The organism is Caulobacter sp. 1776 (genome assembly GCF_040545685.1).
Taxonomy (GTDB): domain Bacteria; phylum Pseudomonadota; class Alphaproteobacteria; order Caulobacterales; family Caulobacteraceae; genus Caulobacter.
The window spans coordinates 969,943-996,403 of record NZ_JBEPMI010000001.1 but is presented as its reverse complement, the minus strand read 5'-3'; the positions used below and the strand labels follow the sequence as shown (position 1 = coordinate 996,403).

The following is a 26,461-nucleotide window of genomic DNA, read 5'->3' as shown; positions in this document are numbered from 1 at the left end:
AGGCCTCGACCAAACCCGCCAACTCTGCTGGGTTCGATCTGGACCCCGGCTTTCGACGGGGAGAGCGGAGTATGGGAATGGCTTACACCGACTTCTTCTGGACCTCGCACGAAGGCCTGCCGCTGCACGCGCGGGACTACGCACCCGTTGGCGAGACCCGGAAGCTGCCGGTGATCTGCATCCACGGCCTGACCCGCAACGCCCGCGACTTCGAGGACCTGGCGCCGCGCATCGCCGCCACTGGCCGCCGGGTCCTGGCCGTCGACGTGCGCGGCCGGGGCCTGTCGGCTCACGACCCCAACCCGATGAACTACCATCCGGGGACCTACGCCGCCGACGTGCTCTCGCTGCTCGCCGCGGCCGGGATCGAGCGGGCGGTGTTCGTCGGCACCAGCATGGGCGGGCTGATCACCATGGTGCTGACCTCGATCAAGCCCGAGGCGATCGCCGCCGCCGTGCTGAACGACGTCGGCCCCGAGCTGTCGCCCGTCGGCCTGGCCCGCATCGCCGGCTACACCGGCATGGCCGGCCGGTTCGAGACCTGGGTCGAGGCGGTCGCCTACGCCAAGGCGATCAACGCAACGGCCTTTCCGGACTACGGCCCCGAGGACTGGGACATCTTCGCCCGCCGCCTGTTCGACGACAAGGACGGCGGTTTCGTCCTGGCCTACGACCCCGACATCGCGGCGCCGATCAAGGCGGCCGCGGAAGCCCAAAAGGCCGCCCAAGACGCGGGCGGACAAGCGCTCGCCCCGCCGGACATGTATCCGCTGTTCCGGGCCCTGGCGAAGGACAGGCCGTTGCTGTTGGTGCGCGGCGGGATCTCGGACCTGATCGATCCGGCCATCGCCGAGCGCATGCGCGCCGCAGCCCCCGCCATGGCCTATGCCGAGGTCCCCGGCGTCGGCCACGCCCCGATGCTGACCGAGCCGGAAGCCTGGGCCGCGATAGAAAAGCTGCTGGACGGCGCGCCCTAAAGGGGTGTGCCCGGATGGCTTGGCCGTGCTAGACGCCCGGCCACGGCTCGTTTCTCGCCGCGACAGAGTGCTGACCGATGACCCTCGACCTCGCCGCCATCCAAGCCGCCGCTGGCCGCCTGAAGGGTCAGATCGAGCGCACGCCCTGCCGCCACTCCAAGACGCTGTCGAAGATCACCGGCGCCGAGGTGTGGGTGAAGTTCGAGAACCTGCAGTTCACCGCCGCCTACAAGGAGCGCGGCGCGCTGAACAAGCTGATGCTGCTGTCGGACGCCGAGAAGCAGCAAGGCGTCATCGCCGCCAGCGCCGGCAACCATGCTCAAGGGCTCGCATACCACGGCGCCCGCCTCGGCGTGCCGGTGACCATCGTCATGCCCAAGACCACGCCGTTCGTGAAGGTGCAGCACACCCGCGACTTCGGCGCGACGGTGATCATCGAGGGCGAGACCTATGACGACGCCAACGCCCACGCCCGCAAGCTGCGCGACGAGCAGGGCCTGACCTTCGTCCACCCGTTCGACGACTACGACATCATGGCCGGCCAGGGCACGATCGCCCTGGAGATGCTGGAGGACGCACCGGACCTCGAGGTCCTGCCCGTGCCGATCGGCGGCGGCGGCCTGATCAGCGGCGTGGCCACGGCGGCCAAGGCGCTGAAGCCCGACATCCGCATCATCGGCTGCGAGCCGGCCATGTATCCGTCGTTCACCGCCCGCATGCGCGGCGTCGCGGCCCATTGCGGCGGCCAAACAATCGCCGAGGGCGTGGCGGTCAAGCAGGTCGGCGACCTGACCTACGGCGTCGTCCGCCCGCTGATCGACGACGTGCTGCTGCTGGAAGAGCCGCACCTGGAGCAGGCCGTCTCGCTGTACTGCAATGTCGAGAAGACCATCGCCGAAGGCGCGGGCGCGGCTTCGCTGGCGGCGTTGCTGGCCTATCCGGAGCGCTTCCGAGGCAAGAAGTGCGGCCTGATCCTGTGCGGCGGCAATATCGACACCCGCCTGCTAGCCTCGGTCCTGACCCGCGAACTGGTCCGCGCCCAGCGCCTGGCCTCCCTGCGGATCATCGGCGACGACCGCCCGGGCCTGCTGTCGACCGTGGCCCACGTGATCGGCGCGATGGGCGCCAACATCATCGAGGTGAACCACAACCGCCTTGCCCTCGACGTCCCAGCCAAGGGCGCGGAGTTCGACATCACCATCGAGACCCGCGACGCCCAGCACACCCAGGAGGTCATGGATGCGCTGCGCGAGAGCGGGTATCCGCCGCGAGTGGTTTAAGCGCGTCAGGCGAAGCGTGTGCGGTTCGCCGCCCGGACGCGCGCCAACTAAGAGGCCCTATTCTTTCGGCTTGCCCGGGCCGATGCGATTCACGTCCAGCAGTTCGATGCGGAAGATCATCACGCTGTTGGCCGGGATCGGGCCCTTGTCCTCGGCGCCATAGCCCAGGGCCGGCGGCACGTAGAGGATCCACTCGTCGCCGGCCTTCATCCGCTGCAGGGCGATGACCCACGCGGGCACCAGGCCGTCCAACGGGAACACCGCCGGTACGCCGCGCTCGTAGCTCGAGTCGAACACCGTGCCATCCAGCAGCTTGCCTTCGTAGTGGACCTTGACCTCGTCGGCCGTGGTCGGGTGCAGGCCGCCCGGGGGGCCTTCGCGCACCACCTTGTACTGCAGGCCCTGGGGCAGGGTGACCACGCCGGGCGCCTTGGCGTTCTTGGCCATGAAGGCCTCGGCGACGGAGAGGTTCTCCTGCGCCTTCTTGTCGGGGCCGCAGGCGGCCAGGGTCAGGCCGGCGGCGGCGAGGGTGAGAAGCAGGACGCGGCGATGCATGAGAAACCTCGAACAAGCAGGCCGCTCAGCTAGCACGGACCGCTCGGGAATCCATCTCCGGTCGATCACGGGCCGACCTCGGCGACTTTTCACGGAACAGTGGTGGCTTTCGTCGACGAGCTTTCCTAGAAACGGCGTCCCGTATACTCAGACGAGCCGCTCATGAAACCCGTCCGCAAAGCCGTCCTTCCCGTCGCCGGTCTGGGCACCCGCGTGCTGCCCGGCACCAAGACCACGCCGAAGGAATTGCTGAACGTCGTCGACCGGCCGATCCTGTCCTACATCGTCGAGGAAGGCCGCAAGGCCGGCATCGAGCACTTCGTCTTCGTCACCGGCCGCGGCAAGGGCGCGATCGAGGACTATTTCGACCATCAGGTCGAGCTGGAAGCCCAGCTGGAAGCCAAGGGCAAGACCGATATCCTCCAGCAGCTGCGCGACGAGCTGCCCCGGCCGGGCGAGATGAGCTTCGTGCGCCAGATGGCCCCGCTGGGCCTTGGCCACGCGGTTTGGTGCGCCCGCGACATCATCGGCGACGAGCCGTTCGCGGTCATGCTGCCCGACGTCATCGTCGACGCCGACCCGTCGGCGCTGGGCCAGCTGATCGAGGTCTACGACAAGGTCGGCGGCGGCAACGTCATCGGCGTCGAGGAAGTGCCGGACAGCGAGACCCACAAGTACGGCATCGTCGCGCCAGGCGAAGTGAACGGGCGCCTGGCCACCATGACCGGCATGGTCGAGAAGCCGGCCCAGGGCACGGCGCCCTCGAACTGGTCGATCGCCGGCCGCTACATCCTGCAGCCCGAGATCTTCGAGCTGCTGGCCAGCCAGGAGAAGGGCGCTGGCAACGAGATCCAGCTGACGGACTCGATGGCCAAGCTGATGACCCGACAGCCGTTCCACGCCTATGTCTACGAGGGAAACACCCACGACTGCGGCGACAAGATCGGCCTGCTACGCGCCAATGTGGCCCTGGCCCTGAAGCGCCCGGACCTGGGCGCGGCGGCGCGGGCGGCGGTGGAAGCGGCGCTGAAAGCCTAGGGCAGAGGACACTCCCCCACCTGACCTCGCTATGCGAGGTCGTCCGCCCCCAAAGGCGGGCGGAGGGTTCCCTCTTCCCCCTCCGGGGGAGGAGGGCCGTCAGGCCCGGAGGGGGCAAGTCATTCCCACTCCGCCAGCACCTCAGCGTCAGCCTCGACGCCTCGCAAAACCAGCGCCCCTTCTCCAACGAGCCGCCGCGCCGCCCAAGCCGCCGCGCCGCGCACCACCGGCGCCGGATCGCGCAGCAAGGGCTCGACCGCCGCCATCAGACCGACGTCCCCGCTGTTGCCAATCGCGTAGAGCACGTTGCGCACGAAGCGATCACGTCCGATGCGCTTAATCGGGTTCTTCGAGAACAGCGCCCGGAACTCGGCGTCGTTCAGCACCGCCAACTCGGCCAGGGACGGCTGCTTCAACGCCTCGCGCGCCCGCAGCTTGGCCTCGCTCGACAGCGACGCGAACTTGTTCCACGGACAGACCGCCAGGCAGTCGTCGCAGCCATAGATGCGATTACCCAGGGCGGGCCGGAACTCGGCCGGGATCGGACCCGCCAGCTCGATGGTCAGGTACGAAATGCAGCGCCGCGCATCCAGCTGGCGCGGCGCGGGGAAGGCGTCGGTCGGACAGACGTCCAGGCAGGTCCTGCACGAGCCGCAGCGATCGACCTCGGGCGCGTCCGGCGGCAGGTCCAGGGTGGTCAGCACGCTGCCCAGGAACAGCCACGAGCCGAACTGGCGCGAGACCAGATTGGTGTGCTTGCCTTGCCAGCCCAGGCCGGCCCGCTGGGCCAGCGGCTTTTCCATCAGCGGCGCGGTGTCGACGAAGACCTTCACATCCTGTCCGAACCGGCGATGCATCCAGCCGGCCAGCAGTTTCAGACGCTTCTTGATCACGTCGTGATAGTCGTCGCCTTGGGCGTAGACCGAGATGGCGGCGTCGCTCTTGGCCTTTAACTGCTCCAGCGGGTCGACGTCGGGGCCATAGTTGACACCCAGCACCACCGCCGATTTGGCGTCGGTCCACATGGCCGTCGGATGCGAGCGCCGGTCCAGCGTCTCTTCCATCCAGCCCATGTCGCCATGCCGCTCGGCCTCGACGAATTCGCGCAGCCATTCGCCGTTCGGCCAGGCGGCCGCGGCGTCGGCGAAACCGCAGATCGAGAACCCCAGGCTCAGGGCCTCGGCGCGGATCTCGTCCTTGATCGTTTGGGAGTCGGTGTCAGAAATCGAGGTCGTCATAGTGCGCGGCCGGCGCGAGGCCGGGCCAGCGGTCGGCCAGGATCGGCCGGAAGCACGGCCTCGACTTCAGCTTCATGTACCACGTCTTGGCGGTCGGGAAGTCCTTCCACGGGACGTCGCCGAAATAGTCGATCACCGACAGGTGCGCGGCGGCCGCGAAGTCGGCCAAGCTCATGCGGCGGCCGGCCAGCCAGTCGCGGGTTTGCAATAGGCCGTCGACATAGCCCAGGTGGGCCCGCAGCGCCTCACGCCCCTGGCGCAGGGCGGCTAGGTCCGGCGCGCCCATGCGCAGCAGGCGCTTTTCCATCTTCTCGTGCAGCAGGAAGCCGTTGACTTCGTTGTCGAACTTGCGGTCGAACCACTGCAGCAGGCGGCGGGCCTCGGCGCGTTCGGCCGGGTCGCGGCCCAGCAGCGGCGGTTCTGGCTCGGTCTCCTCGATATGCTCGAGAATGGCGCGGGTCTCGCAGACCACGAGATTGCGCTGGTTGCGGGTCTCGACCAGCACCGGCGGCATGCCCGACGGATTCAGCGACGTGAACTCCGGCGGCATCTCCCAGTACCGGACCGGGATCTCGACGAACGGCAGCCGCTTCTCGCCCAGCGCCAGACGCACCTGCCGCGAGGCGGGGTCGAGGGGGAAGTGGTGGAGGGTGCGTTCGACGCTCATGCCCAGGTGCGCTCAGGCTGCATCGAAAGAGCGATGCGCCGCTTTGCTTAACAAGATGTTGCTGAACGCGGTTTACCCAAGAAAAGCAGGCCTTTGTGCGGCGCTTTCGGGCGGATCAACTGTTCATGCGGGCGATGAGGTTGGTCGTGCTCTGACCCTGCTTGAGCTCCGCCAGCACCACCTTGCCGCCATAGCCCAGCACCACGTCCGAGCCGACCACCGTCTCGACCGTGTAGTCGGCGCCCTTGACCAGAACGTCGGGCCGGAAGGCCTTGATCAGGTCCAGCGGCGTGTCCTCGTCGAACAGCACCACCAGGTCGACCGAGGACAGCGAGGCCAGCACCGTGGCGCGTCCGGTCTCCTTCTGCACCGGCCGGGTCGGGCCTTTCAGCTTCGAGACCGAAGCGTCGGTGTTGAGGCCGACGATCAGGCGGTCGCAGGCGGCCTTGGCCTGTGAGAGCAGCGAGACGTGGCCCGGGTGCAGAAGGTCGAAGCAGCCGTTGGTGAAGCCCACCTTCAGGCCGCGCGCCCGCCAGCCGTCGACGATCTCACGCGCGTGGTCGCGGTCGGCGATCTTGATTTCGCCCGGCTCGCCCTCGGCCGAGCCCGCGCGAGCGGTCAGTTCGGCGGCGGTGACGACGTCGGTGCCCAGCTTGGCGACGACCAGGCCGCCGGCCAGATTGGCCAGGCGGGCGGCGTCGGCCAGGCTGGCGCCCGCCGCCACGGACAGGGCCAGGGTCGCGGCCACGGTGTCGCCGGCGCCCGAGACGTCGAACACCTCGACCGCCGTCGCGGGCAGATGCAGCGGCGACTGGCCGCGCTCGGCCAGGGTCATCCCCGCGCCGCCGCGGGTGATCAGGGCCGCTTGCAGGCCCGGCGCCATGGCCAGGATCGCCGCGCCGGCCTCCTCGGAATCCTCGTCGCTGTTATCGATGATTCCCGTGGCCTCGGCGGCCTCCTTGCGGTTGGGCTTGATCAGGGTCGCGCCGTCGTAGCGGGCGAAGTCGCGGCTCTTGGGATCGACGATCACCGGCTTGCCCGCCGCGCGGGCGGCGTCGATCGCTCCGCGCACGACCGAGGCGGTCAGCACGCCCTTGGCGTAGTCGGACAGCACCACGACATCGACGGTGGCCAGGCGCGCCTTGAATGCCGCCAGCAGGGCCGCGCCGTCGCCGGGGCCGCGATCCTCGCGGTCGACGCGCAGCATCTGGTGCGAGCCGGAGATGTAGCGGACCTTTTCGGTCGTGCGGCGCCCCGCATCGACGATTAGTTCGGCGTCCAGACCGGGCTCGGCGTCGATCATGCCGCGCAGGGCCGCGCCGGCTTCGTCCTGGCCGACCAGGCCGATCAGCACCGCCTTGGCCCCCAGGGCCGCGACGTTGCGGGCCACATTGCCGGCCCCGCCCAGCATGGCCGTTTCCTTCTCGACCGCGATCACCGGCACCGGCGCCTCGGGCGAGATGCGGTCGACCGCGCCATAGATGAAACGGTCCAGCATCACGTCGCCGAGGACCAGCACGGTCTTGCCGGCGAAGGCGCGGGGCAGGTGGGCGAGCGTGTCGTTCATACGGAGTTCCGTACCCTCACGCCCCGAAAACTCAACCCTCGACGCTCTCGGCGAAGACGCCGCCATGCTTCTCGGCCAGCCCGCGCGGATCGGGGTGGATGATGATGTCGGCCGAGGGATAGGCCTCCAGCAGACGGTTCTCGGCGGCGACGATGATGGCGTGGGCCTCGGCCAGCGAGATGTCCGACGCCAGGTCGGCGTGCATCTGCATGTGGATATAGGGACCAGAGGCCCGCGTGCGCAGCTGGTGCACGCCCAGCAGGCGCGGATCCGCGATGGCCAGGGTCACGATCCGCTCGCGGTCCTCCTCGGGCAATTCGCGGTCAAGCAATTGGTTCGAGGCCTCCCGAAACACGCCGATCGCGCCCCAGATCAGCCACAGCGCCACCAGTAGGCCCGCCGCCGCGTCCATCCAGGACAGACCCAGCCACGCGGCCGCCCCCACGCCGACCAAGGCCACGGCGTTCGAACCGAGATCCGCCGCATAGTGGGCCCGGTCGCCGGCGATGGCGATCGAACCGCTGGCCTTCAGCACCCGGCTCTGAGCCGTGATCAACGCTAGAGTCAGGGCGATCGAGACGATCATCACGACCACGCCGGCCACGCCGTGCTCCACCGGACGCGGATTGAAGAAGGCGTTGACGGCCTCGCGCCCGATCAGCGCTCCCGAAGCGAACACCAAGCCGCCCTGCAGCAGGCTGGAGAACGCCTCGGCCTTGCCGTGGCCGAACCGGTGCTCGGCGTCCGGCGGGACGGCCGCGTAGCGCACGGCGTACAGCGTGATCAGCGAGGCCACCAGGTCCAGGGCCGAGTCCGACAGCGACGCCAGGATCGCCACCGACCCGCTGGACCGCCAGGCGATCGCCTTGACCACGATCAGAACCGTCGCCGTGGCGACGGACAGAAGGGCGACATTGCGAGTGGCCTTGGGGTCGGCGGCGGATAGGGACATGGTCGCAGTCTAGCCGCCCAACCGTCGTTGTCATCCCGGCCGCAGCGAAGCGGAGAGCCGGGACCGCGGAAAGCTCGGCGCCTCCTGCGGTCCCGGCTCGGCGCGCTTCGCGCTTGGCCGGGATGACAGCCTTCTAAGCCGCCGCCCTCACCACCGGCCCCACATAGACTGACTGCGGCCGGATCAGTCGCCCGCCCGCCAGCTGCTCGCGCGCGTGGGCCAGCCAGCCCGCGACCCGACCCATGGCGAAGACGCAGGTGAAGCTGGACGGCGGCAGGCCCAGGGCCTCGAGCAGCAGCGCGGTATAAAACTCGACATTGGTGTCCAGCGGCCGATCGGGCTTGTGCTCGCGCAGGATTTCCAGCGCCGCTCGCTCGACGGCCTCGGCGAAGACCAGGCGGCCGGGCAGGCTGTCGGAGGCCGCCGCCAGTTTGCGCACGGCCGCCTTCAGGGCGTCGGCGCGCGGGTCGCGGACCCGATAGATGCGATGGCCGAAGCCCATCAGCCGATCACCCCGCGCCAGCGCCCTTTCCAGCCAGGGCCGAGCGTTCTCGGGCGTATCGATCTCGTCGAGCATCTCGATCACCGGTCCCGGCGCGCCGCCGTGCAGCGGACCTTTCAAGGCCGACAACCCGGCCAGGACCGCCGAGGTCAAGCCCGCGCGGGTCGAAGCCACGACGCGGGCGGCGAAGGTCGAGGCGTTGAGGCCGTGATCGCAGACCGTGACCAGATAGGCGTCCAGCGCCGCGGCCTCGGCGTCGCTGGCCGGCGCCCCCCGCGTCATCCGCAGGATGTCGGCGGCGTGCGACAGGGCAGGATCGGGCGCGACCGGGCGCTCGCCCTTGGCGACGCGCAGCACGGCCGGGGTGAAGACGGCCGGCGCCGCGATCAGCAGGAGGGCGGTCGGCAGGTCGTCGCCGTCGGGCAGGCGGGCCAGCAGGGCGCGCATGGCCTCGATCGGCTCGCGGCGGGCCAAGCCCTCGTCCAGGGCGGCGACCTCGGCGAAGGCGCGGACCCGGGCCTCGCCCAGGGCCGGCGCGAGATCCGAGGGCGCATCCTCGAAGAAGCCGTCGAATAGCAGGTGCGCGGCCTCCTCATAGCGGGTGCGGCCCGCGAGATCCTCGACGGCGTAGCCGCGGATCACCAAGCGGCCCTTGGCGCCGTCGACATCGGACAGAACGGTGCGGGCGGCGATGACGCCCTCAAGACCATCGGACATATGCGGTCTCCTTTCGCGATGGAAGAAACGCCGATCGCACTTGACCGTCAATCTTGATCAATATAATCAATCTATATGGCGGACTGGCTCGACGCGGAACAGGTTCTGGAACGGTTGGGGATCCGACCCCAGACCCTCTACGCCTATGTCAGCCGAGGCCGGATCGAAGCCTCCGCCCATCCGCGGGATCCGCGCCGCAGCCTCTATCGCGCCTCGGACGTCGCCGCCCTGGCCCAGAAGAAGGCGCGCGGCCGTCGCGCCGCCGACGTCGCGGCCGAGGCCATCGCCTGGGGCGAGCCGGTGCTGCCCTCGGCGATCACGACGATCGCCGGCGGCCGCCTGTGGTATCGCGGCCGCGACGCCGTCCAGCTGGCCGAACAAGGCCTGACCCTCGAGAACGTCGGCCGATTGCTGCGCGGCGGGCATGGCGCGGCGCTGAAGTCATCCCGCCGGCCCGAGCCGCCGGTCGCCGATAGCGCCCGCGCCCGCCTGTTCCTGACCCTGGCCGCCCGCGCCGGTCGCGAGCCGCCCGCTCGCGGCCGCGCGCCGCTGGCCTTGGCGATGGAAGCCGCCGATCTGCTGGAGGCCGTCGTCGACGCCGCCACCGGCCAGGCCGGCGAGGGCCCCGCCCACGCGCGCTTCGCCGCCGCCTGGGGTCTGGACGCCGCCGGAGCCGATCTCGTCCGACGGACCCTGGTGCTGTTGGCCGACCACGAGCTGAACGCCTCGACCTTCGCCGCCCGTGTGGCGGCCTCGACGGGGGCGTCCTTGTCGGCCGCCTGCCTGGCGGGGCTTTCAGCCCTGTCGGGACCGCTGCATGGCGGCATGGCCGCGCGGGTCGAGGCTTTCGTCGAGGAAGCCGAACGGCGCGATCCTGGCCACGCCGTGTCGGCCAGGCTGGCGCGCGGCGCGTCGATGCCCGGCTTCGACCACCCGCTCTATCCGGACGGGGATCCGCGGGCGGCGGCGCTGCTGGCGGCGTTCGCGGCGCCGCCGTTGCTGGCCGAGCTCCGCGCGGCGACCGAAACGGCCACCGGTCTCGCGCCGAACATCGACTTCGCCCTGGTGAGCCTGGCGCGAACCCTCATCCTCCCCCCGGACGCGCCCTTTATCCTGTTCGCCACGGCCAGAAGCGCCGGCTGGGCGGCGCACGCGATCGAACAACTACAGACGGGGCGCCTGATCCGACCCCGCGCCCGCTATGTGGGCGAGACGCCGCCGCTCTGATCTACTCTCCCTCTTCCTCGTCATAGCCGACCAGGCGCAGCGCTCGCGCCGGCAGACCTTCCAGCTCGCACCAGCGCTCCAACGCCTCTTCCCGGCCGTGGGTGATCCACACCTCTCCCGGACGCAGCTCGCCCAAGGTCGCGGTCAGCTCGTCCCAGTCGGCATGGTCGGACAGGATCAGCGGCAGCTCCACGCCGCGTTGCCGCGCCCGGGCCCGCACCCGCATCCAGCCCGAGGCGAAGCAGTCGACCGGATCCGGGAACCGCCTCGACCACCGGTCAGCGACGGCGCTGGGCGGCGCCATGACGATCTGGCCGGCGAAGGCCTCTTTCGGGCCCGAGGCGGTGGCCGGGGCCAGCGGACCCAGCGCGACGCCATGCGTCTCGTAGAGCGCGTTCAGCCGCTCCAGGGCCCCGTGGACGAAGATCGGCTTGTCCCAGCCGCATTCGCGAAGCAGCCGGATCACCCGCTGGGCCTTACCCAGGGCGTAGGCGCCGACGATGTGACAGCGATCAGGAAACTGTTCGACCGAGGCCAACAGGCTCCTGATCTCGCCGGCGTCGTCGGGATGGCGGAATACCGGCAGGCCGAACGTCGCCTCGGTGATGAACACGTCGCACGGCACGGGCTCGAAGCGGGCGCAGGTCGGGTCGCGGCGGCGCTTGTAGTCGCCTGAGACCACCATGGTCAGGCCCTTCCAGCGCACCACCGCCTGAGCCGAGCCCAGCACGTGGCCGGCCGGGACCAGGGTCACCTCGACGCCGTTGTGCGTGAAGCTTTCGCCATAGGGCGCCGCCTGGCGTCGACCGGTGAAATCCTCGCCATAGCGCGCGGCCATGATCGCCAGGGTCTCGGGCGTCGCCGCCACCGCCCCGTGACCGGCTCGGGCGTGGTCGGCGTGCCCATGGGTGATCACCGCCCGGTCCACGGGACGGACGGGGTCGATATAGAAGTCTCCCGGCGGGCAGTAGAGCCCGTCCGGCCGGGGACAGAGAAGGTCTTCGGGCTTGATCACGGCTGGATATGACAACGCCTGAGGCGGTAAGCCTATCCTCATGAGCGATCCAGAAAACCGCAACGAACAGACACGGCTCATCGCCACGGCGATGAACGAGGGCAGCCCGCAGGCCAAGGCGCTGGGCTTCTCGACCCTGGAGATCGGCGACGCGGTCGCGATCCTGAAGGTCCCCTACCGTCCCGAGATCGTCGGCGATCCCGAGACCGGCGTGATCGCGGGCGGCGTGGTCACCACCCTGCTCGACCACGCCAGCGGCCAGGCCGTCCATGCCTCGATGGAGACCTGGACCTCGATCGCGACCCTGGACCTGCGCATCGACTACATGCGGCCCGCCGAGCCTGGGCTGGACGTGCTGGCCCGGGCCCATTGCTACAAGCTGACCCGCTCGGTCGCCTTCGTCCGCGCCGTCGCCTACGACCGCGACCCCGAGGACCCCGTGGCCACCGCCCAGGCGACCTTCATGCTCGACTCGAGCGCCGGCAAGAAGCCGGGCGCCAATCTCAAGCCCTCGCGCGCGCCGCGCGCCCAGACGGGGAGCGTGGACCAATGAGCGAGCCCGACACCCGCCTGGTCTCGATGCTGGACTCGATCCCCTACGCCCGCTTTCTGGGAATCCGGGCCGAGCTGGCCGGCGACGAGATGACCGCGGTCCTGCCGTTCGCCCATCACATCGTCGGCAATCCGATGCTGCCCGCCATCCACGGCGGGGTGCTGGGCGCCTTCATGGAGATGACGGCCCTGGCCCAGCTGTCGGTCGCCGCGCCGATGAAGCGCCAGCCGCGCACGATCGACGTCTCGATCGAATATCTGCGCTCGGGCCGCCCCCTGACCACCTATGCCCGGGCCAGCATCAAGAAGCTGGGCCGGCGGATCGCCAACGTCCATGTCGAGGCCTGGCAGGAAACCCGATCTGCCCCGATCGCGACCCTGCGGGGACTCTTTTTGGTGGCGCCCAGCGAGGATTAACAGGCGCGTCCCGGAACGATGGTCTCAAAGGATAAAGTTTCCCGAGAAACTAAATATAGCGACGACATTACTCCTCTGTAATGCCGGTTATGCGCGTCAACGTTTCTTAAATCGGCGTCATGAAGCAAGGGTAACGTGCATTAACCGAGGCGAGCTCCTATATCCCTGATCACCGGACGCCAACGGGCGCCGGACAACAAAACAGGGATCAAGACCATGACCATCAAGACCAACGCCGTCGCCGGCCTCGCTTCGCTCGTTCTCGCGGTTCTGCCGCTCGTCGTCATCGCCGGTTCGCTCGCTTCGAGCCTGTAAGTGATCGCCGCGTAACCTCCGTCGGCGCCGCTCCTTCAGGAGCCGGCCGACGGAGATGGCGATCGCCCAAGAACGACTATTACTTGCTTGAAGAATAAAGAGATTTCGCCGTCCGATGCAGGATGGCGTGGCGAGCCGCCAGACGATCGATATCCACGTCGTAGCCGCCGCCGATGACCCCGACCACGGGGATCTCAGAAGAAAGACAAGCGCCCAGGACATAGGCCTCTCGCCGCTCCAGACCGTGATCGGTCAGCGACAGCCGGCCTAGCTTGTCGTCCGCATGCGGATCGACTCCCGCATTGAAGAAGACGATGTCCGGCCGGACGCTGCTGAGCAGCGCCGGCAGGATCTCCCCCAACCTTTCCAGATAGATCTCGTCGCCCGCGCCGTCGGCCAGTTCGACGTCGAGATCGCTGACCGCCTTGCGGTGCGGGAAGTTCTTCTCGGCGTGCATCGAGAGGGTGAAGACGCTGGGATCGCCCTCGAAGATCCGCGCCGTGCCGTCGCCCTGATGGACGTCAAGATCGACGACCAGGACCTGGCTGACCAGGCCTTCGGCCTGCAGCCGCCGCGCCGCCACCGCCACGTCGTTGAACACACAGAATCCCGCTCCGCTCTCGGCGGCGGCGTGATGGCTGCCGCCGGCCGTGTTGCAGGCGATCCCGTGCTCCAGCGCCAGCCGCGCGGCCAGCAGGGTGCCGCCGGTCGCCGCGCGAGCCCGCGTCGCGACGCTGTCCGTATTGGGCATGCCGATCCGCCGGACCACCTCCGCCGGTAGCGACAGCTCGATCACGCCCCGGACGTAGTCCTCGGTATGGACCAGCCGCAGGGTCTCGACATCGATGAACTCCGGCCGCGCGAAGCCGTCCGGACCCGGAACGCCCTCGGCCTCCAGCACGCTGGCCAGGCGCGAGAACTTGTCCATCGGGAAGCGATGCCCCGCCGGCATCTCGGCGCGGAAGGCGGGGTGATGGACGATCGGCGGGACACGGGACATCGGCCCACGATGGGGAGCGAGACCGCATGACGCAAGGTGACGTCTTGCGGCGGCGCCGAAGCGGGCCTATCGCACTGCGCCATGCAGACGACCGAGACCCTCGCCGACATCCTCGACCTCGAACCGATCGAGGTGAACCTATTCCGGGGCGTCAGCCCGAACGACGGCTTTCCGCGCATCTTCGGCGGGCTGGTGATCGCCCAGGCCCTGCTGGCGGCCTACAAGACCGTGCCGGATCGGCTCTGCCACTCGCTGCACGCCTATTTCATCCGCCCCGGCGACGTGAACGCCCCCGTCCTGTACGAGGTCGAGCGGGCCCGCGACGGCGGCACCTTCACCACTCGGCGGGTCGCGGCCATCCAGCATGGCGAGCAGATCTTCAACCTAGCCGCCTCGTTCCAGACGCCGGAAGAGGGCTTCGAGCACCAGTCGGACATGCCCGACGCCCCCGATCCCGAGACCCTGCCGACGGCGGCCGACGCCTTCAGGGCCATGGTCCCGCCGATCCATCCGAAGATGATCGCCCAGGCCGAGCGCCCGAACCCCGTCGACCTGCGCTGGGTCGACATGCAGAACCCGGTCGCGCCGGTGAAGAAGTCCGGGACCAAGGAAGTCTGGATGCGGGCCAAGGCCCCGCTGGGCGACGACGTGAAGATGCAGCAGGCCGCCTTGGCCTACGCCTCGGACATGGCGTTCATGGAAAGCGCCCTGCGGCCGCACGGCCTGATCTGGACAACGCCGGGCCTGCAGGCCGCCAGCCTGGACCACGCCATGTGGTTCCACCATCCGTTCGACTTCAACGCCTGGACCTTGTTCGCTCAGGACAGCCCCAGCGCCTCGCAGGGTCGCGGCCTGGTGCGCGGCCAGATGTTCAGCAAGGACGGCAAGCTCCTGGCCTCGGTGGCCCAGGAGTGTCTCATGCGGGTTCGGAAGTAAGCTCGATCTTCGCCACGCCGGCGACCGCCAGGCCGCGCAGCAGCGACGCCGCCTGCATGCCGACCGTGAGCTCGCCCGCCAGGGCCATGCGCAGCGCCTCGGCGGCGGAGACCCAGAACGGTTCGATCCGCTCGCGGGGATCATCCTTCGGCGCGGCCACCCGGACGACGTCGCGGGCTAGGATGATGTGGACGCGGTTGGTGTGGGTGCCGGCATTGGGCCGGGTCTCGCCGATCAGGCTGAGCGTCCCGGCGCAGCCCGCCTCTTCCAGCAATTCGCGCCGCGCGGTCTCCACGGGATCGGTCTCGCCCTCGTCCATGCCGCCGGCCGGCAGCTCGACCGAGAGATCGCCCAGACCGTGGCGGTACTGGCGGACCAGCAGGACATTGTCGTCGGCGTCCAGCGCCACCAGCTCGACCCAGTCGCGATATTCCAGAACATAATAGGGCGCGACCACCGCACCCTCGTCGGTGACGCAGTCGTCGGCCCGCAAGCTGATCCAGCGGTCCTTGTGGACATGGCGCGAGGCGGTGACCCGCCACTTCCCATCAGAACCCAAGGCGCGCTCCTTCGCGGAAAATCAGTCCCGATCGCCCAGCTCTTCGTCTTCCGAAGGGCCCTCGGGCTCGCCGACCAAGGCGGGCGGGTCGGCCAGGATCACACCTTCGCCGATCTTCACCTCGGGCACAGCCTCGCGGGTGAACGGCAGGTACCAGGTCGGGCCGCCAAGGTCGGGGGTGATCTCGAGAATGTCGCCGGCGCCGAAATTCTGGACGCTCTTCACGCGGCCCAGCAGGACGTCGGTGTGGACGTGACGGACCGGCAGGCCGACCAGGTCGCTCAGATAGAACTCGTCCTCGTCGGGCTCGGGCAGGGCCGAGCGCGGGACATAGAGGCGCAAGCCGCGCAGAGCGTCGGCCGCTTCCTTGGTGTCGATCCCGACGCAACGGCAGACGACGCCGTCCTTGGTCGGGCGGGCCGAGGCGATGGTCAGGGCCGGCGAGCCGTCCTGGCGCTTCAGCGCCTTGAAGGCCGCGATGTTCATCGGCTCTTCGGTATAGGTCGAAATCCGCACCTCGCCGCGCACGCCGAAGCCGCCGGCCACGCGGCCGACCAGGATCAACGGGTCCTTGGGAGATACGGTCATCGCGCAGACAGAGTCGCGCCGTCGCCTCGCAAGAGACGACGGCGCTGGAACCCTTAGCCTTCCGAAGCGTCTTCGGCCGGCGCTTCAGCGGCGGGCGCTTCTTCGGCGGCGACTTCAGCGGCCGGAGCTTCTTCGGCCGGAGCCTCTTCCACGGCCGGAGCGGCGGCGGCCTCAGCGGCGGCAGCGGCGGCGGCGGCCTTCTCGGCTTCGGCGGCGGCCTTGGCGTCGATCTCGGCTTGCTTGCGCTCTTCGTCGCGCTGAGCGCGCTCGGCCGAACGCTCTTGAGCCTTCTTGCCCGGAGCGCCCTTCTGCGGGTTGTTGCCGTGGGCCCAGGTGGTCAGGCCTTGGGCGGCCAGGAAGCGGGCGACGCGGTCGCTGGGTTGGGCGCCCTTCTTGAGCCACTCCTGGATCGACTCGACCTTCAGGGTCACGCGAGCCGGGTCATCCTTCTTGAGGAGCGGGTTGTAGGTGCCGACCTTCTCGATGAAGCGGCCATCGCGCGGCGAGTGGCTGTCGGCGATGACGATCGAGTAGTACGGACGCTTCTTGGCGCCGCCACGGGCGAGACGGATCTTCAGCATTTGAGGTAGTCCTTGGTCTAAAGTTCTATTTCTTGAACGGGTTGAAGCCGGGCAGGCCCAGGCCGGAGAGAGGGTTGGGCTTGGCGTCGCCGCCGCCCCCGAGGCCCGGCAGACCGGGCAGCCCCGAGAGGCCTTGGCCTCCCGCTGCATTGGGATCGGGCTGGGGCATGCGCCCCCCGCCCATGTTCTTCAGGCGCGCCATGTCGCCGCCGCCCATCATCTGGGCCATGCGGGCCATGCCCTTGCCGCCGTCCTTGGACATGGCCTTGAACATGTCGGCCATCTGGCGGTGCTGCTTCAGCAGCCGGTTGACCTCGGCGACGTCGACGCCAGCCCCGGCCGCGATGCGGCGCTTGCGCGAGGCGGCCAGTACGTCGGGCTTCTTGCGCTCAAGCTTGGTCATCGAGCTGATGATCGCCTGCTGGCGGCGGAAGATGCTGTCGTCGATGCCGCTCTCGGCGATCTGCTTCTTGACCTTCTGGACGCCCGGCAGGAGGCCCATGATGCCTTCCATGCCGCCCAGCTTCTGCATCTGGGCCAGCTGCGCCGACAGGTCATTGAGGTCGAACTGGCCCTTGGCCAGCTTCTTGGCCATGCGCTCGGCTTCGGCATGGTCGAGGTCGGCGGCGGCCTTCTCGACCAGCGCGACCACGTCGCCCTGGCCCAGGATGCGGCCGGCGACACGGCGGGCGTCGAACACGTCCAGCGCGTCGATCTTCTCGCCGGCGCCGAGGAACTTGATCGGCAGGCCGGTGACATGGCGCATCGACAGCGCCGCGCCGCCTCGGCCGTCGCCGTCGGCGCGGGTCAGGATCAGGCCGGTCAGCGGCAGGCGCTCGTGGAACGCCTTGGCCGTGCGCACGGCGTCCTGGCCGGTCAGGCTGTCGGCGACCAGGATGGTTTCGGTCGGCGTGGCGATGCGGGCGATCTCGGCCGCCTCGCTCATCATCGCCTCGTCCAGCGTGGTGCGGCCGGCGGTGTCGAGGATCAGGACATCGTAGCCGCCCAGCTTGGCCGCCGTCAGGGCGCGCTTGGCGATGTCGACGGCGCTCTGGCCCGCGACGATCGGCAGGCTCTCGACCTCCACCTGTTTGGCCAGGGTTGCCAGTTGCTCCATGGCGGCCGGGCGGCGGGTGTCGAGCGAGGCGACCAGCACCTTCTTGCGCTCGTGCTTCGAGAGACGCAGGGCCAGCTTGCCGGTGGTGGTGGTCTTGCCCGAGCCCTGCAGGCCGGCCATCAGGATCACCGACGGCGGGTTCAGGGCCAGGGTCAGGCCGGTCGGAACCTCGCCGCCCAGCATGTCGACCAGGCCGTCATAGACGATCTTGACCACCTGATCGGCCGGCTTGACCGAACGGATGACGGCTTCGCCGGCGGCCAAGTCCTTGGCCTTGCTGATGAAGTCCTTGACGACCGGCAGGGCGACGTCGGCCTCGAGCAGGGCGACACGGACCTCGCGCAGCGCCTCGTCGATGTCCTTTTCGGACAGCACGCCGCGACCGCCGAGACGCTCGAAGACGCCGGAAAGTCGCTCTGTAAGGCCGTCGAACATGTCGAACCCTGTTGAATTACAAGTTCCAAACGCGATCAGCCCCCGTGGACGATCACGTCGACGGGGGTCCTCGCCGTCCTCGTCCAGATGGATCCTGCGCTAACAGGCTGGGGTCGTGACGGTGGAGGCGCTGCTGATAAAGCGCCGGAAGCCGGGGCTTATGTCTCAAAAAGCTCAAAGAGTCAAAAGCGCCTTTGATTCCGCTCTTCCCGGCGAAAGCCGGGACCCAGATGGAGGGGCGCTGGGGCGGGCTCTAGGCGCGCCGCGCCGTTCCAATCATCCCAAGCGGCATGAGACCTGGGCCCCGGCTTTCGCCGGGGAGAGCGGATGTAGGAAGGGTCAGGCCGTGCCCAGGAAGTCGCGCTTGCCGACCTCGACGCCGTTGTGGCGCAGGATCGCGTAGGCCGTGGTGATGTGGAAGAAGAAGTTCGGCATCGCCTGGCCCTGCAAATAGTCCAGGCCCTTGAAGGTGTAGGTTTCGCCGCGGCGGACCAGTTGGATGTCACGCTCGTGGCCGCCTTCGAACGCGGCCGGGTCCAGGCCCTCCAAATAGGCGATGGCGCGCTCGACGCGGGCGATCAGGTCGGCGAACGAGGTCTCGACGTCGTCCCAGGCCGGCACGTCGACGGCGGCCAGGCGCGCCGCGCCGCCCTTGGCGAAGTCGGTGGCGATCTGCACCTGGCGGATCAGCGGGAACATGTCGGGATAGAGCCGCGCCTTCAGCAAGGCGTCGGGGTCCCACGCCTTGGCCTCGACTAGGGCGGCGGCCTTGGCCAGCACGCCCTTCAGACCCTTCAGGCCCTGGATGAACACGGGCACGCTGGCCTGATGGATCGAGATCGACATGGGAAACTCCAAGAGAAGATGCGCCTAGATAGGGCCACCGCGTCCCGACCGGAAGCGGAACGGTTCGCCGACCCGGCGGGTTTTAGAGCCTCGAGTTCAACCCGAGAGGTTCCACCATGAAAGTCAGCGACGCCATGACCAGCCAGGTCTCGGTCGCCCGCCCCACCGACACCATCCGCGACGTCGCCCAGGTGATGGCCCGGGTCGAGAGCGGGGTCGTCCCCGTGGTCGACAACGACAAGGTGGTGGGCGTGGTCACCGACCGCGACATCGTCCTGCGCGTGGTCGCCGAGGGCCGCAGCTTCGACAGCCCCATCTCGGAAGCCATGTCCGACGGCGAGGTGCTGAGCGTGAAGGAGGACGACATCCTGGCCGACGCCACCGCCAAGATGGCCAGCAACCAGGTCCGCCGCCTTGTGGTGCTGAACGACGCCGGCAAGCTGACCGGCATCCTGTCCCTGGGCGACGTCGCCAAGGACTACGGCGCCAAGCAGGTCGGCAAGACCCTGGAGGAGATCTCCCAAGAAGGCGGCGAGGCGGCGCACTAGGCGTCAAAGAAAAAGGGCGGCCCCGCGAGGAGCCGCCCTTCTCGTATCAGGTTGTCGCCAGGGTTTAGACCAGCGAGCCGTCGATGGCCTTGCAGGCTTCCATCAGGCCCTGAACCGACTCGACCGACTTGGCGAACATCGCCTTCTCGGCGTCGTTGGTGTCGAACTCGACGATCTTCTCGGCGCCGCCGGCGCCGATGACGACCGGCACGCCGACATACAGGCCCGACAGGCCGTATTGGCCGGTCAGGTAGGTCGCGCACGGCAGGACGCGCTTCTTGTCCTTCAGGTACGAGGTGGCCATGGCGATGGCGCTCTCGGCCGGGGCGTAGAAGGCCGAGCCGGTCTTCAGCAGGGCGACGATCTCGCCGCCGCCCTTGCGGGTGCGCTCGACGATGGCGTCCAGCTCTTCCTGGGTCAGGAAGCCGGCCTTGACGGCGTCGGGCAGCGGCAGGCCGCCGACCGTCGAGTGACGGACCATCGGCACCATGTCGTCGCCGTGGCCGCCCAGGGTCCAGGCGTGGATGTCCTCGACCGACACGCCGGTCTTTTCGGCCAGGAAGTAGGCGAAGCGGGCCGAGTCCAGGACGCCGGCCATGCCGATGACCTTTTCCTTCGGCAGGCCCGAGAACTGCTGCAGGGCCCAGACCATCGCGTCGAGCGGGTTGGTGATGCAGATGACGAAGGCATTCGGGGCGTGAGCCTTGATGCCTTCGCCGACGGCCTTCATGACCTTCAGATTGATGCCCAGCAGATCGTCGCGGCTCATGCCCGGCTTGCGCGGCACGCCGGCGGTCACGATGCAGACGTCGGCGCCGGCGATGTCGGCGTAGTCGTTGGCGCCCTTCAGGGCCACGTCCTTGCCGAACACGGCCGAGGCTTCGGCGATGTCGAGCGCCTTACCTTGCGGAGTGCCTTCGGCGATGTCGAACAGGATCACGTCGCCCAGCTCTTCGCGAGCGGCGATGTGGGCCAGGGTGCCGCCGATCATGCCGGCGCCGATAAGGGCGATCTTCGCGCGAGCCATGGGGTCTCCATCAAGGCTGTGGACAGTGGAATGTCGCGGCGCGGTCTAGACCCGTCGCGGCCCGGCCTCAAGCCCTCTTTCCCGTTTCGCTGCACTGCGGCAAAGATGGGTGAACAACGATAAGAGGCGCCAAGGGCGAGGGGCACGATGAGCAAGACCGATCCAGGCCATTTCTTCGAGGACTTCAAGCTGGGCCAGAGGCTGGTCCACGCCACGCCTCGGACGGTGACCAGCGGCGATGTCGCGCTGTACACGGCGCTGTACGGACCGCGTTTTTCGCTGTTCTCGTCGGACGAATTCGCCCGGGCCTGCGGCCTCGCCGCGGCCCCGGCGGATCCGCTGGTCGCCTTCCACGTCGTGTTCGGCAAGACGGTGCCGGACATCAGCCTGAACGCCGTGGCCAATCTCGGCTACGCCGAGGGCCGGTTCCTGGCCCCGGTGTTCCCGGGCGACACGCTGAGCGCGGTCTCGGACGTGATCGGGCTGAAGGAGAACTCCAACCGCAAGACCGGCGTCGTCTATGTCCGCACCACCGGCGTCAACCAGCGCGGCGAGGCGGTGCTGAGCTATGTCCGCTGGGTGATGGTCCGCAAGCGCGACGAGGCGGCCGAGATCGCCGAGCAGGCCGTCCCGACCCTGTCGGCGGCCGTGGCCCCGGCCGACCTGGTCGCGCCAACCGGCCTGGACTTTTCCGGCTACGACTTCGCCCTCGCCGGCGCGCCGCACGCCTTCGAGGACTATGTGGTCGGCGAGAAGATCGACCACGTCGACGGCATGGCGGTCGAGGAGGCCGAGCACCAGATGGCCACCCGCCTTTGGCAGAACACCGCCAAGGTCCATTTCAACCAGTTCGAGCGGAGCAAGGACCCGTCCGGCAAGCGCCTCGTCTATGGCGGCGTGGTGATCTCGACGGCCAAGGCGCTGTCGTTCAACGGTCTACAGAATGCCGGCCTGATCCTGGCGATCAACGGCGGGCGGCACGTGGCCCCGTTCTTCGCCGGCGGCACGGTGTTCGCCTGGAGCCAGGTGCTGGACAAGGCCGAGATCGAAACCCCCGGGGGCGGCGTCGGCGCTCTGCGCCTGCGACTGGTGGCGACCAAGGACCGGCCCTGCGACGACTTCCCGGACAAGGACGGCGAAGGCGTCTACGATCCGGCCGTCATCCTCGACTTCGACTACTGGGCGGCGGTTCCGAAACGTGGCTGAAGACTTTTCGCTCGATCCGGCATTCGTCGCCACCTCGCACGAGGTCGCCGACCTGCCGCTCTGCGAGGTCCGCCTGCAGGACGACGCCCGCTATCCATGGCTGGTGTTGATCCCGCGCCAACTGGGGCTGCGGGAGATCGAGGAGCTGGATGTCGGTCATCGGATCCAGCTGATGGAGGAGATCGTCCTGGCCGGGACCGCCGTGCGGGCGATCGGGGCGACGCTGGGCCTTACGGTCGACAAGCTGAACGTTGGAGCCTTGGGCAATGTCACCGCCCAGCTGCACATCCATGTTATCGGGCGTCGCAGGGATGATCCCGCTTGGCCGGGCCCGGTCTGGGGCCATAGTCCCGCCGCCCCGTATTCGACCGGGGCCTTGGCCGCGCCGATCGAGGCAGCGCGCAAGGCGTTGAAGGGCTAGCGCCGCTTCTTCTTCGACGCGCTCTTCTTGCCCACCGTCGCCTTGCCTTTGCGGCCGGCGGTCGCCTTGGCCTTGCCGCCCTTGCCCTTCTTGAGGCTCGAGGCCTTGCCGCGCTTGGCCGCGGCGGCGCACTTGGCCTTGGCGGCCTTCAGCGCCTTGCCCTTCTTGCCCTTGGTCGAGCAGGCGGGTGTCGGGTCGGCGACCGAACGGCTGACGGCGGCCCGCTGGGCGACCGGCCAGACATAGGGGCCGCGGCCTTGACCTTCATAGCCGGGCGGGGCCTGGGGCAGGAGGTGATCGGCGACCACCGCCTGGCTAGCGCCGTTCTCGACCAGTTCGCCGGACCAGCGCTCGTAGCCGGTCGGCCGCAGGGTCAGGACCGAGGACTGGCCGCCCTTGGGGCTGAAGCGGGCGACGACCTCGTCGCCGTCATGGCGCAGGTCCTCGATCAGGCCGGTCGAGCCCACGGTCCCCGGCCGCCGGACGTCGCGCCAGGCGCCTTCCAGCTGGCCCTGGCCGCCGGCCTTGTCGACGATCTGCAGGGCGTAGATCTGCGCGCCGTCGGCGCCGGTGATCCGCCAGCCGCCGTCCAGCGGACCCTGCAGGTTCTGGGCGGCCGCGATCGAGCCCTTGACCCGCATCTCGTAGACCTGGGCCTTGGTCAGGTCGCCGCCCGGCGTGACCGGCGCCTCGGGCTCGGGCGGCGGAATGGGAAGGATCGTCGCCCTGTGCTTCGGCGCCGGCGTGTTGGCGGTCTCGGCCGTTTCTTCGTCGGTGGTCTGGTTGCTCTGCGCGATCAGGTCCGCCAGCGGATCCAGCGCCTGCGGGATCTGGGCGGAATCCATGGCCGGCGCGTTCGGAACCGCCGTGCTGACCGGCGCCTCGGCGCTCGGAACCGGCGCCGGAGTGGGCGCGGGCGGGGCCGCCACCTGGGGAAGCGGCGCGGGGGTCGCGGTCGGGACCTGCGCCAGCGCCGGGCTGGCCATCAGGACGACGGAAAGAACGATAGCCCGCATTCGCAACCTTCTAGTGCCCCTTAGGCGTTGGCCGCGCGCCCCGCGATGGCCTCCGCCACCGCGACAAGACGCTGGGCCTGCGCCAGATGCAAGCGCTCGGCCATCTTGCCGTCCACCCGCAACGCACCTTTGCCAGCATTTTCGGGCGCGTTGAAGGCGGCGATGACCGCCTGGCTCCAGGCGATGTCCTCGGGCGAGGGCGAAAACACCCGGTTGCAGATCGGCAGGTGCTTCGGATGGATCAGCGTCTTGCCGTCGAAGCCGAAGTCGACGCCCTGGACGCAGACGGCCTCGAGCGCGTCGAGATCATCGATGTCGTTGTGCACCCCATCCAGGATGGTCAGGCCGTGGCTGCGGGCGGCGGCGACCGATAGGGTCAAGAGCGGCAGGAACGGCGCGCGGTCGGGCGTCTGGCGAGCCCGCATCTCCTTGGCGAAGTCATTGACGCCCATCACCCAGGCCGCCAGGCGTGTGCCGTGGTGAGCGGCGGCGATCTCCCAAAGGTGGAAGGCGGCCTTGCCCGTCTCGATCATGGTCCACAGGCGGGTCGCCGGCGGCGCGGCGTTCAGGTGCTGATCGTAAAGGCGGACATCGGCCGCGTCGTTGACCTTGGGGACCAGCACCGCGTCCGGCCCCGCCTCGGCGGCCGCCTTCAGGTCGTCGGCGCCCCAGGGGGTGTCGAGGCCGTTGACCCGGATCACCACCTCCCGCGCCCCGAATCCGCCAGCCTTGACCGCCGCCACGGCCGCTTCGCGCGCCGCCGGCTTGGCTTCGGGCGCCACGGCGTCCTCGAGATCCAGGATGATCACGTCGGCGTCCAGGGTCCGGGCTTTCTCGACCGCCTTGGCGTTCGAGGCCGGCATGTAGAGGGCGCTGCGGCGCGGACGATCGGTTGGAACGGTCATGAAACTCCCCTGCTTTTCTATCTGTTGACGTGACCTTAGCATTGCTGCGTCGCAGCAAAAGCCTTCCCCGCAGGAGAACCGACTTGGCGCCGGCCCGTGCGGGTCTAGGATCGCCGCATGAGCACCACCCGGTACGACAAGAGCGCCAAGAACGTCCTGGGCGGCGAACTCGCCGCCTGCTCACTGGAGCCGGTCACCGGCTTCTACCGCAACGGCTGCTGCGAGACCGGGCCGCATGACCTGGGCCTGCACACCGTCTGCGCGGTGATGACCGACGACTTCCTGGCCTTCTCGAAGGCCCAGGGCAACGACCTGTCCACGCCGCGTCCCGAACTGGCCTTTCCAGGACTGAAGGCCGGCGACCGCTGGTGCCTGTGCGCCGGCCGCTGGAAAGAGGCCCTCGACGCGGGCATGGCGCCGCAGGTGGTGCTGGACGCCACCCACGAGGAGATGCTGGCGATCGTCACCCTGGGCGTGCTCAAGGATCACGCGGTGGCGTGACCACCACGGAATTAGCCGCCGCCCCTTCTCATCTCCGCAGCGGATATTCCCGCTCCAGCCGATAGGCCGAGCCCTCGTGGGTCCGCCAGCTGGAATAGAGACCGAACCGGTCCACCCGGAAGCTCGGCGAATGCAGCAGGTTGTTGGCCTGAACCCAGGCGCCGACCTCGGGAACGGCGGGACGCTTCAGATAGGCCAGGGTCACGTGCGGCGTGTAGAGCCGGCCCTCGGGCTTCAGCTCGACCGCGCGGGCCGCGCGCTCGTTGGCCTTCTGCAGGTGGCGCAGCGGCGCGCTGTCGCCGACCCCGGCCCAGACGGCGTGGATGTCGACGCCCTCGCCGAAGACGCCGGCCCCGGTCAGCTCCAGATCGAAGGCCGGCGTATCGATCTCGGCCAAGGCCTCATCCAGCTCGGCCGCCACCGGCTCCTGCACGTCGCCGATGAAGCGCAGGGTGATGTGGAACGCCTCCAGCGGCCGCCAGCGCGCCCCCTCGATCCCGTGCTGGCGCGACAGCAGACCTTGGCCGATCTCCGGCGGGACAGCGATGGCGGTGAACAGGCGGATCATCGGCGCCTACGGGCAGGGATTGGGCTGGCGGGCGTGGATGGCGTTGACCGCCTTTTCCAGCTCATCGGTCCAGGTCACGTCGAAGGCGTCGATATTGGTCTTCAGCTGCGCCATCGAGGTGGCGCCGATGATCGTGGCGGTGACGAAGGGCCGGGTGTCGCAGAACTTCAGGGCCAGTTGCGCGGGGTCAAGACCGGCCCGGGCCAGGTCGACATAGGCGCGGAACGCCTCCTGGGCGCCGGGCCCCTCGTAGCGCTGCATGCGGTTGTAGAGCGCCTTGCGCGAGCCGGCCGGCAGCTGACCGTCCAGGTACTTGCCGGTCAGCTGGCCCTGGGCCAGCGGCGAATAGGCCAGCAGCCCGACCTGCTCGCGCATGGCGATCTCGGCCAGGCCGTATTCGAAGGTGCGGTTGGCCAGGTGGTAGGCGTTCTGGATCGAGGCGATCCGCGGCAGACCCTTGGTCTCGCTCTCGGCCAGGAACCGCATCACCCCCCAGGGGAATTCGTTCGAGACCCCGATGTGGCGGATCGAGCCCTTCTTCACGTGGACATCCAGCGCCTCCAGGATGTCGCCGAACGGTTCGAAGTCCTGGTCGTAGTCCCTATAAGTCTGGCCGCCGAACACCCGCACCTGCCGGTCGGGCCAGTGCAGCTGGTAGAGGTCGATATAGTCGGTCTTCAGGCGGCGCAGCGACCCTTCGACGGCCTCGTCGATCTGGGCCCGGGTCTGGCGGGTGACCGAACCGTCCTTGCGCATCCAGGGCAGGCCGCCGAACGCCGCGCCCTGGCCAGCCACCTTCGAGGCCAGAACGACCTCGTGGCGCTTGCCGGTCTTGGCGAACCACGAGCCGATGTATTCCTCGGTCCGTCCCTGGGTCTCGGCGCTCGGCGGGCTGGCGTACATCTCGGCCGTGTCCCAGAAGGTGACCCCGCGCCCCAGCGCGTAGTCCATCTGATCGTGCGCCTCGGCCTCGGTATTCTGCGAGCCCCAGGTCATGGTGCCCAGGCAACAGCGCGACACCGACACGTCCGTCCGGCCCAGCTTGACGTAGTCCATGGGAGGTCCTTCGCCTTCTTTTGATCTCTTCCCACGTTCATAAGGGGTCGCGCGTCCTCTTGGAAAGCGCTCCGCCTTTCGCGAACGCATACCATGAACGCATTTTAGGGGGATTGCGCGACGGGCCAGGAC

The 26,461-nt window shown here is 68.9% G+C and carries 29 protein-coding genes and 1 pseudogene; 12 read left to right on the top strand and 18 right to left on the bottom strand.

Annotated elements, in window-relative coordinates; genetic code table 11:
• Positions 1–77 precede the first annotated feature (77 nt).
• Together ABIC66_RS04690 and ABIC66_RS04685 are read left to right on the top strand one after the other, a co-directional pair.
• Entirely contained in the window at positions 78–977 is a 900-nt protein-coding gene (locus ABIC66_RS04690) for an alpha/beta fold hydrolase (RefSeq protein WP_354068217.1), read from the top strand.
• A gap of 77 nt (positions 978–1,054) precedes the next feature.
• The gene (locus tag ABIC66_RS04685) at positions 1,055–2,257 is read left to right on the top strand and encodes a threonine ammonia-lyase (RefSeq protein ID WP_354068216.1); all 1,203 of its coding nucleotides are present in this window, start codon (positions 1,055–1,057) and stop codon (positions 2,255–2,257) included.
• Between the two features lie 57 nt (positions 2,258–2,314).
• Here ABIC66_RS04685 and bamJ read toward each other — a convergent pair whose 3' ends face one another.
• Positions 2,315–2,812: a BamJ family beta-barrel-assembly machinery protein gene (gene bamJ / locus ABIC66_RS04680; protein WP_354068215.1), complete on the bottom strand. Its 498-nt coding sequence runs from the start codon at positions 2,810–2,812 to the stop codon at positions 2,315–2,317.
• 162 nt (positions 2,813–2,974) lie between these two features.
• Between bamJ and ABIC66_RS04675 the strand changes: the two genes are divergently transcribed.
• Positions 2,975–3,850, top strand: coding sequence for a UTP--glucose-1-phosphate uridylyltransferase (locus ABIC66_RS04675; protein ID WP_354068214.1), 876 nt, complete (start codon positions 2,975–2,977; stop codon positions 3,848–3,850).
• Positions 3,851–3,969: 119 nt separating this feature from the next.
• Here ABIC66_RS04675 and queG read toward each other — a convergent pair whose 3' ends face one another.
• The 5 genes from queG to ABIC66_RS04650 form a co-directional block, all read right to left on the bottom strand.
• A complete protein-coding gene (queG, locus tag ABIC66_RS04670; RefSeq protein ID WP_354068213.1) occupies positions 3,970–5,088 on the bottom strand; it encodes a tRNA epoxyqueuosine(34) reductase QueG in 1,119 nt (372 codons plus the stop codon).
• Positions 5,069–5,755 (bottom strand): FtsZ-binding protein FzlA, encoded by a 687-nt coding sequence (gene fzlA / locus ABIC66_RS04665; protein WP_354068212.1) that lies wholly within the window; start codon positions 5,753–5,755, stop codon positions 5,069–5,071. Before fzlA ends, queG begins: the two co-directional genes overlap by 20 nt.
• A gap of 115 nt (positions 5,756–5,870) precedes the next feature.
• Positions 5,871–7,322 (bottom strand): D-glycero-beta-D-manno-heptose-7-phosphate kinase, encoded by a 1,452-nt coding sequence (gene rfaE1, locus ABIC66_RS04660; protein ID WP_354068211.1) that lies wholly within the window; start codon positions 7,320–7,322, stop codon positions 5,871–5,873.
• Between the two features lie 31 nt (positions 7,323–7,353).
• Positions 7,354–8,274, bottom strand: a complete 921-nt coding sequence (locus ABIC66_RS04655) for a cation diffusion facilitator family transporter (RefSeq protein WP_354068210.1) — start codon at positions 8,272–8,274, stop codon at positions 7,354–7,356.
• A 133-nt stretch (positions 8,275–8,407) separates the two neighbouring features.
• The gene (locus tag ABIC66_RS04650; RefSeq protein ID WP_354068209.1) at positions 8,408–9,493 is read right to left on the bottom strand and encodes a citrate synthase/methylcitrate synthase; all 1,086 of its coding nucleotides are present in this window, start codon (positions 9,491–9,493) and stop codon (positions 8,408–8,410) included.
• Positions 9,494–9,568: 75 nt separating this feature from the next.
• Between ABIC66_RS04650 and ABIC66_RS04645 the strand changes: the two are divergent.
• Positions 9,569–10,746, top strand: a pseudogene (locus ABIC66_RS04645) (citrate/2-methylcitrate synthase).
• Here the strand turns inward: ABIC66_RS04645 and ABIC66_RS04640 are convergent.
• Positions 10,722–11,750 carry a ligase-associated DNA damage response exonuclease gene (locus tag ABIC66_RS04640; protein WP_354068208.1) on the bottom strand — a complete coding sequence of 343 codons (1,029 nt, stop codon included), beginning with the start codon at positions 11,748–11,750 and terminating at the stop codon, positions 10,722–10,724. The pseudogene ABIC66_RS04645 and the gene ABIC66_RS04640 overlap by 25 nt on opposite strands.
• Before the next feature lie 25 nt (positions 11,751–11,775).
• Between ABIC66_RS04640 and ABIC66_RS04635 the strand changes: the two genes are divergently transcribed.
• The 3 genes from ABIC66_RS04635 (at position 11,776) to ABIC66_RS04625 (ending at position 13,019) form a co-directional block, all read left to right on the top strand.
• Positions 11,776–12,288 carry a PaaI family thioesterase gene (locus ABIC66_RS04635; RefSeq protein WP_354068207.1) on the top strand — a complete coding sequence of 171 codons (513 nt, stop codon included), beginning with the start codon at positions 11,776–11,778 and terminating at the stop codon, positions 12,286–12,288.
• The gene (locus tag ABIC66_RS04630) at positions 12,285–12,704 is read left to right on the top strand and encodes a PaaI family thioesterase (RefSeq protein WP_354068206.1); all 420 of its coding nucleotides are present in this window, start codon (positions 12,285–12,287) and stop codon (positions 12,702–12,704) included. The genes ABIC66_RS04635 and ABIC66_RS04630 overlap by 4 nt, the downstream gene beginning before the upstream one ends.
• 216 nt (positions 12,705–12,920) lie before the next feature.
• Positions 12,921–13,019: a hypothetical protein gene (locus ABIC66_RS04625; protein WP_354068205.1), complete on the top strand. Its 99-nt coding sequence runs from the start codon at positions 12,921–12,923 to the stop codon at positions 13,017–13,019.
• Between the two features lie 79 nt (positions 13,020–13,098).
• On the opposite strand, the gene ABIC66_RS04620 is transcribed toward ABIC66_RS04625, so the two are convergent.
• Positions 13,099–14,019, bottom strand: coding sequence for a histone deacetylase family protein (locus ABIC66_RS04620; protein WP_354068204.1), 921 nt, complete (start codon positions 14,017–14,019; stop codon positions 13,099–13,101).
• Positions 14,020–14,100: 81 nt separating this feature from the next.
• Here ABIC66_RS04620 and ABIC66_RS04615 point away from each other — a divergent pair, with 81 nt between their 5' ends.
• A complete protein-coding gene (locus ABIC66_RS04615) occupies positions 14,101–14,955 on the top strand; it encodes an acyl-CoA thioesterase (RefSeq protein WP_354068203.1) in 855 nt (284 codons plus the stop codon).
• Here the strand turns inward: ABIC66_RS04615 and ABIC66_RS04610 are convergent.
• The 5 genes from ABIC66_RS04610 to ABIC66_RS04590 form a co-directional block, all read right to left on the bottom strand.
• The gene (locus ABIC66_RS04610; protein ID WP_354068202.1) at positions 14,936–15,514 is read right to left on the bottom strand and encodes an NUDIX hydrolase; all 579 of its coding nucleotides are present in this window, start codon (positions 15,512–15,514) and stop codon (positions 14,936–14,938) included. The genes ABIC66_RS04615 and ABIC66_RS04610 overlap by 20 nt on opposite strands.
• Before the next feature lie 21 nt (positions 15,515–15,535).
• Positions 15,536–16,102, bottom strand: a complete 567-nt coding sequence (gene rimM, locus ABIC66_RS04605; protein ID WP_354068201.1) for a ribosome maturation factor RimM — start codon at positions 16,100–16,102, stop codon at positions 15,536–15,538.
• 53 nt (positions 16,103–16,155) lie between these two features.
• Positions 16,156–16,683, bottom strand: coding sequence for a 30S ribosomal protein S16 (gene rpsP, locus ABIC66_RS04600; RefSeq protein ID WP_354068200.1), 528 nt, complete (start codon positions 16,681–16,683; stop codon positions 16,156–16,158).
• A 25-nt stretch (positions 16,684–16,708) separates the two neighbouring features.
• Positions 16,709–18,235 (bottom strand): signal recognition particle protein, encoded by a 1,527-nt coding sequence (gene ffh, locus ABIC66_RS04595; protein ID WP_354068199.1) that lies wholly within the window; start codon positions 18,233–18,235, stop codon positions 16,709–16,711.
• A 339-nt stretch (positions 18,236–18,574) separates the two neighbouring features.
• Positions 18,575–19,081 carry a DUF1993 domain-containing protein gene (locus tag ABIC66_RS04590; RefSeq protein ID WP_354068198.1) on the bottom strand — a complete coding sequence of 169 codons (507 nt, stop codon included), beginning with the start codon at positions 19,079–19,081 and terminating at the stop codon, positions 18,575–18,577.
• A gap of 116 nt (positions 19,082–19,197) precedes the next feature.
• On the opposite strand from ABIC66_RS04590, the gene ABIC66_RS04585 reads away from it, so the two are divergent.
• The gene (locus ABIC66_RS04585) at positions 19,198–19,629 is read left to right on the top strand and encodes a CBS domain-containing protein (protein WP_354068197.1); all 432 of its coding nucleotides are present in this window, start codon (positions 19,198–19,200) and stop codon (positions 19,627–19,629) included.
• Between the two features lie 64 nt (positions 19,630–19,693).
• On the opposite strand, the gene mdh is transcribed toward ABIC66_RS04585, so the two are convergent.
• Entirely contained in the window at positions 19,694–20,656 is a 963-nt protein-coding gene (mdh, locus tag ABIC66_RS04580) for a malate dehydrogenase (protein WP_354068196.1), read from the bottom strand.
• A gap of 147 nt (positions 20,657–20,803) precedes the next feature.
• Between mdh and ABIC66_RS04575 the strand changes: the two genes are divergently transcribed.
• Both ABIC66_RS04575 and ABIC66_RS04570 read left to right on the top strand, forming a co-directional pair.
• Positions 20,804–21,862 carry a MaoC family dehydratase gene (locus tag ABIC66_RS04575; RefSeq protein ID WP_354068195.1) on the top strand — a complete coding sequence of 353 codons (1,059 nt, stop codon included), beginning with the start codon at positions 20,804–20,806 and terminating at the stop codon, positions 21,860–21,862.
• Entirely contained in the window at positions 21,855–22,283 is a 429-nt protein-coding gene (locus tag ABIC66_RS04570; protein ID WP_354068194.1) for an HIT domain-containing protein, read from the top strand. The genes ABIC66_RS04575 and ABIC66_RS04570 overlap by 8 nt, the downstream gene beginning before the upstream one ends.
• Here ABIC66_RS04570 and ABIC66_RS04565 read toward each other — a convergent pair.
• On the bottom strand, positions 22,280–23,299 hold the full coding sequence (locus ABIC66_RS04565; RefSeq protein WP_354068193.1) for a hypothetical protein: 1,020 nt from the start codon (positions 23,297–23,299) through the stop codon (positions 22,280–22,282). The two genes, ABIC66_RS04570 and ABIC66_RS04565, sit on opposite strands and share 4 nt — an antisense overlap.
• A 20-nt stretch (positions 23,300–23,319) precedes the next feature.
• A complete protein-coding gene (locus ABIC66_RS04560; RefSeq protein WP_354068192.1) occupies positions 23,320–24,204 on the bottom strand; it encodes an HpcH/HpaI aldolase/citrate lyase family protein in 885 nt (294 codons plus the stop codon).
• 117 nt (positions 24,205–24,321) lie between these two features.
• On the opposite strand from ABIC66_RS04560, the gene ABIC66_RS04555 reads away from it, so the two are divergent.
• Positions 24,322–24,705: a DUF2237 family protein gene (locus ABIC66_RS04555; protein WP_354068191.1), complete on the top strand. Its 384-nt coding sequence runs from the start codon at positions 24,322–24,324 to the stop codon at positions 24,703–24,705.
• Between the two features lie 28 nt (positions 24,706–24,733).
• Here the strand turns inward: ABIC66_RS04555 and thpR are convergent, their stop codons facing one another.
• Positions 24,734–25,273: an RNA 2',3'-cyclic phosphodiesterase gene (gene thpR, locus ABIC66_RS04550; protein WP_354068190.1), complete on the bottom strand. Its 540-nt coding sequence runs from the start codon at positions 25,271–25,273 to the stop codon at positions 24,734–24,736.
• A 6-nt stretch (positions 25,274–25,279) separates the two neighbouring features.
• Entirely contained in the window at positions 25,280–26,329 is a 1,050-nt protein-coding gene (locus ABIC66_RS04545) for an aldo/keto reductase (RefSeq protein WP_354068189.1), read from the bottom strand.
• Between the last annotated feature and the right edge of the window lie 132 nt (positions 26,330–26,461).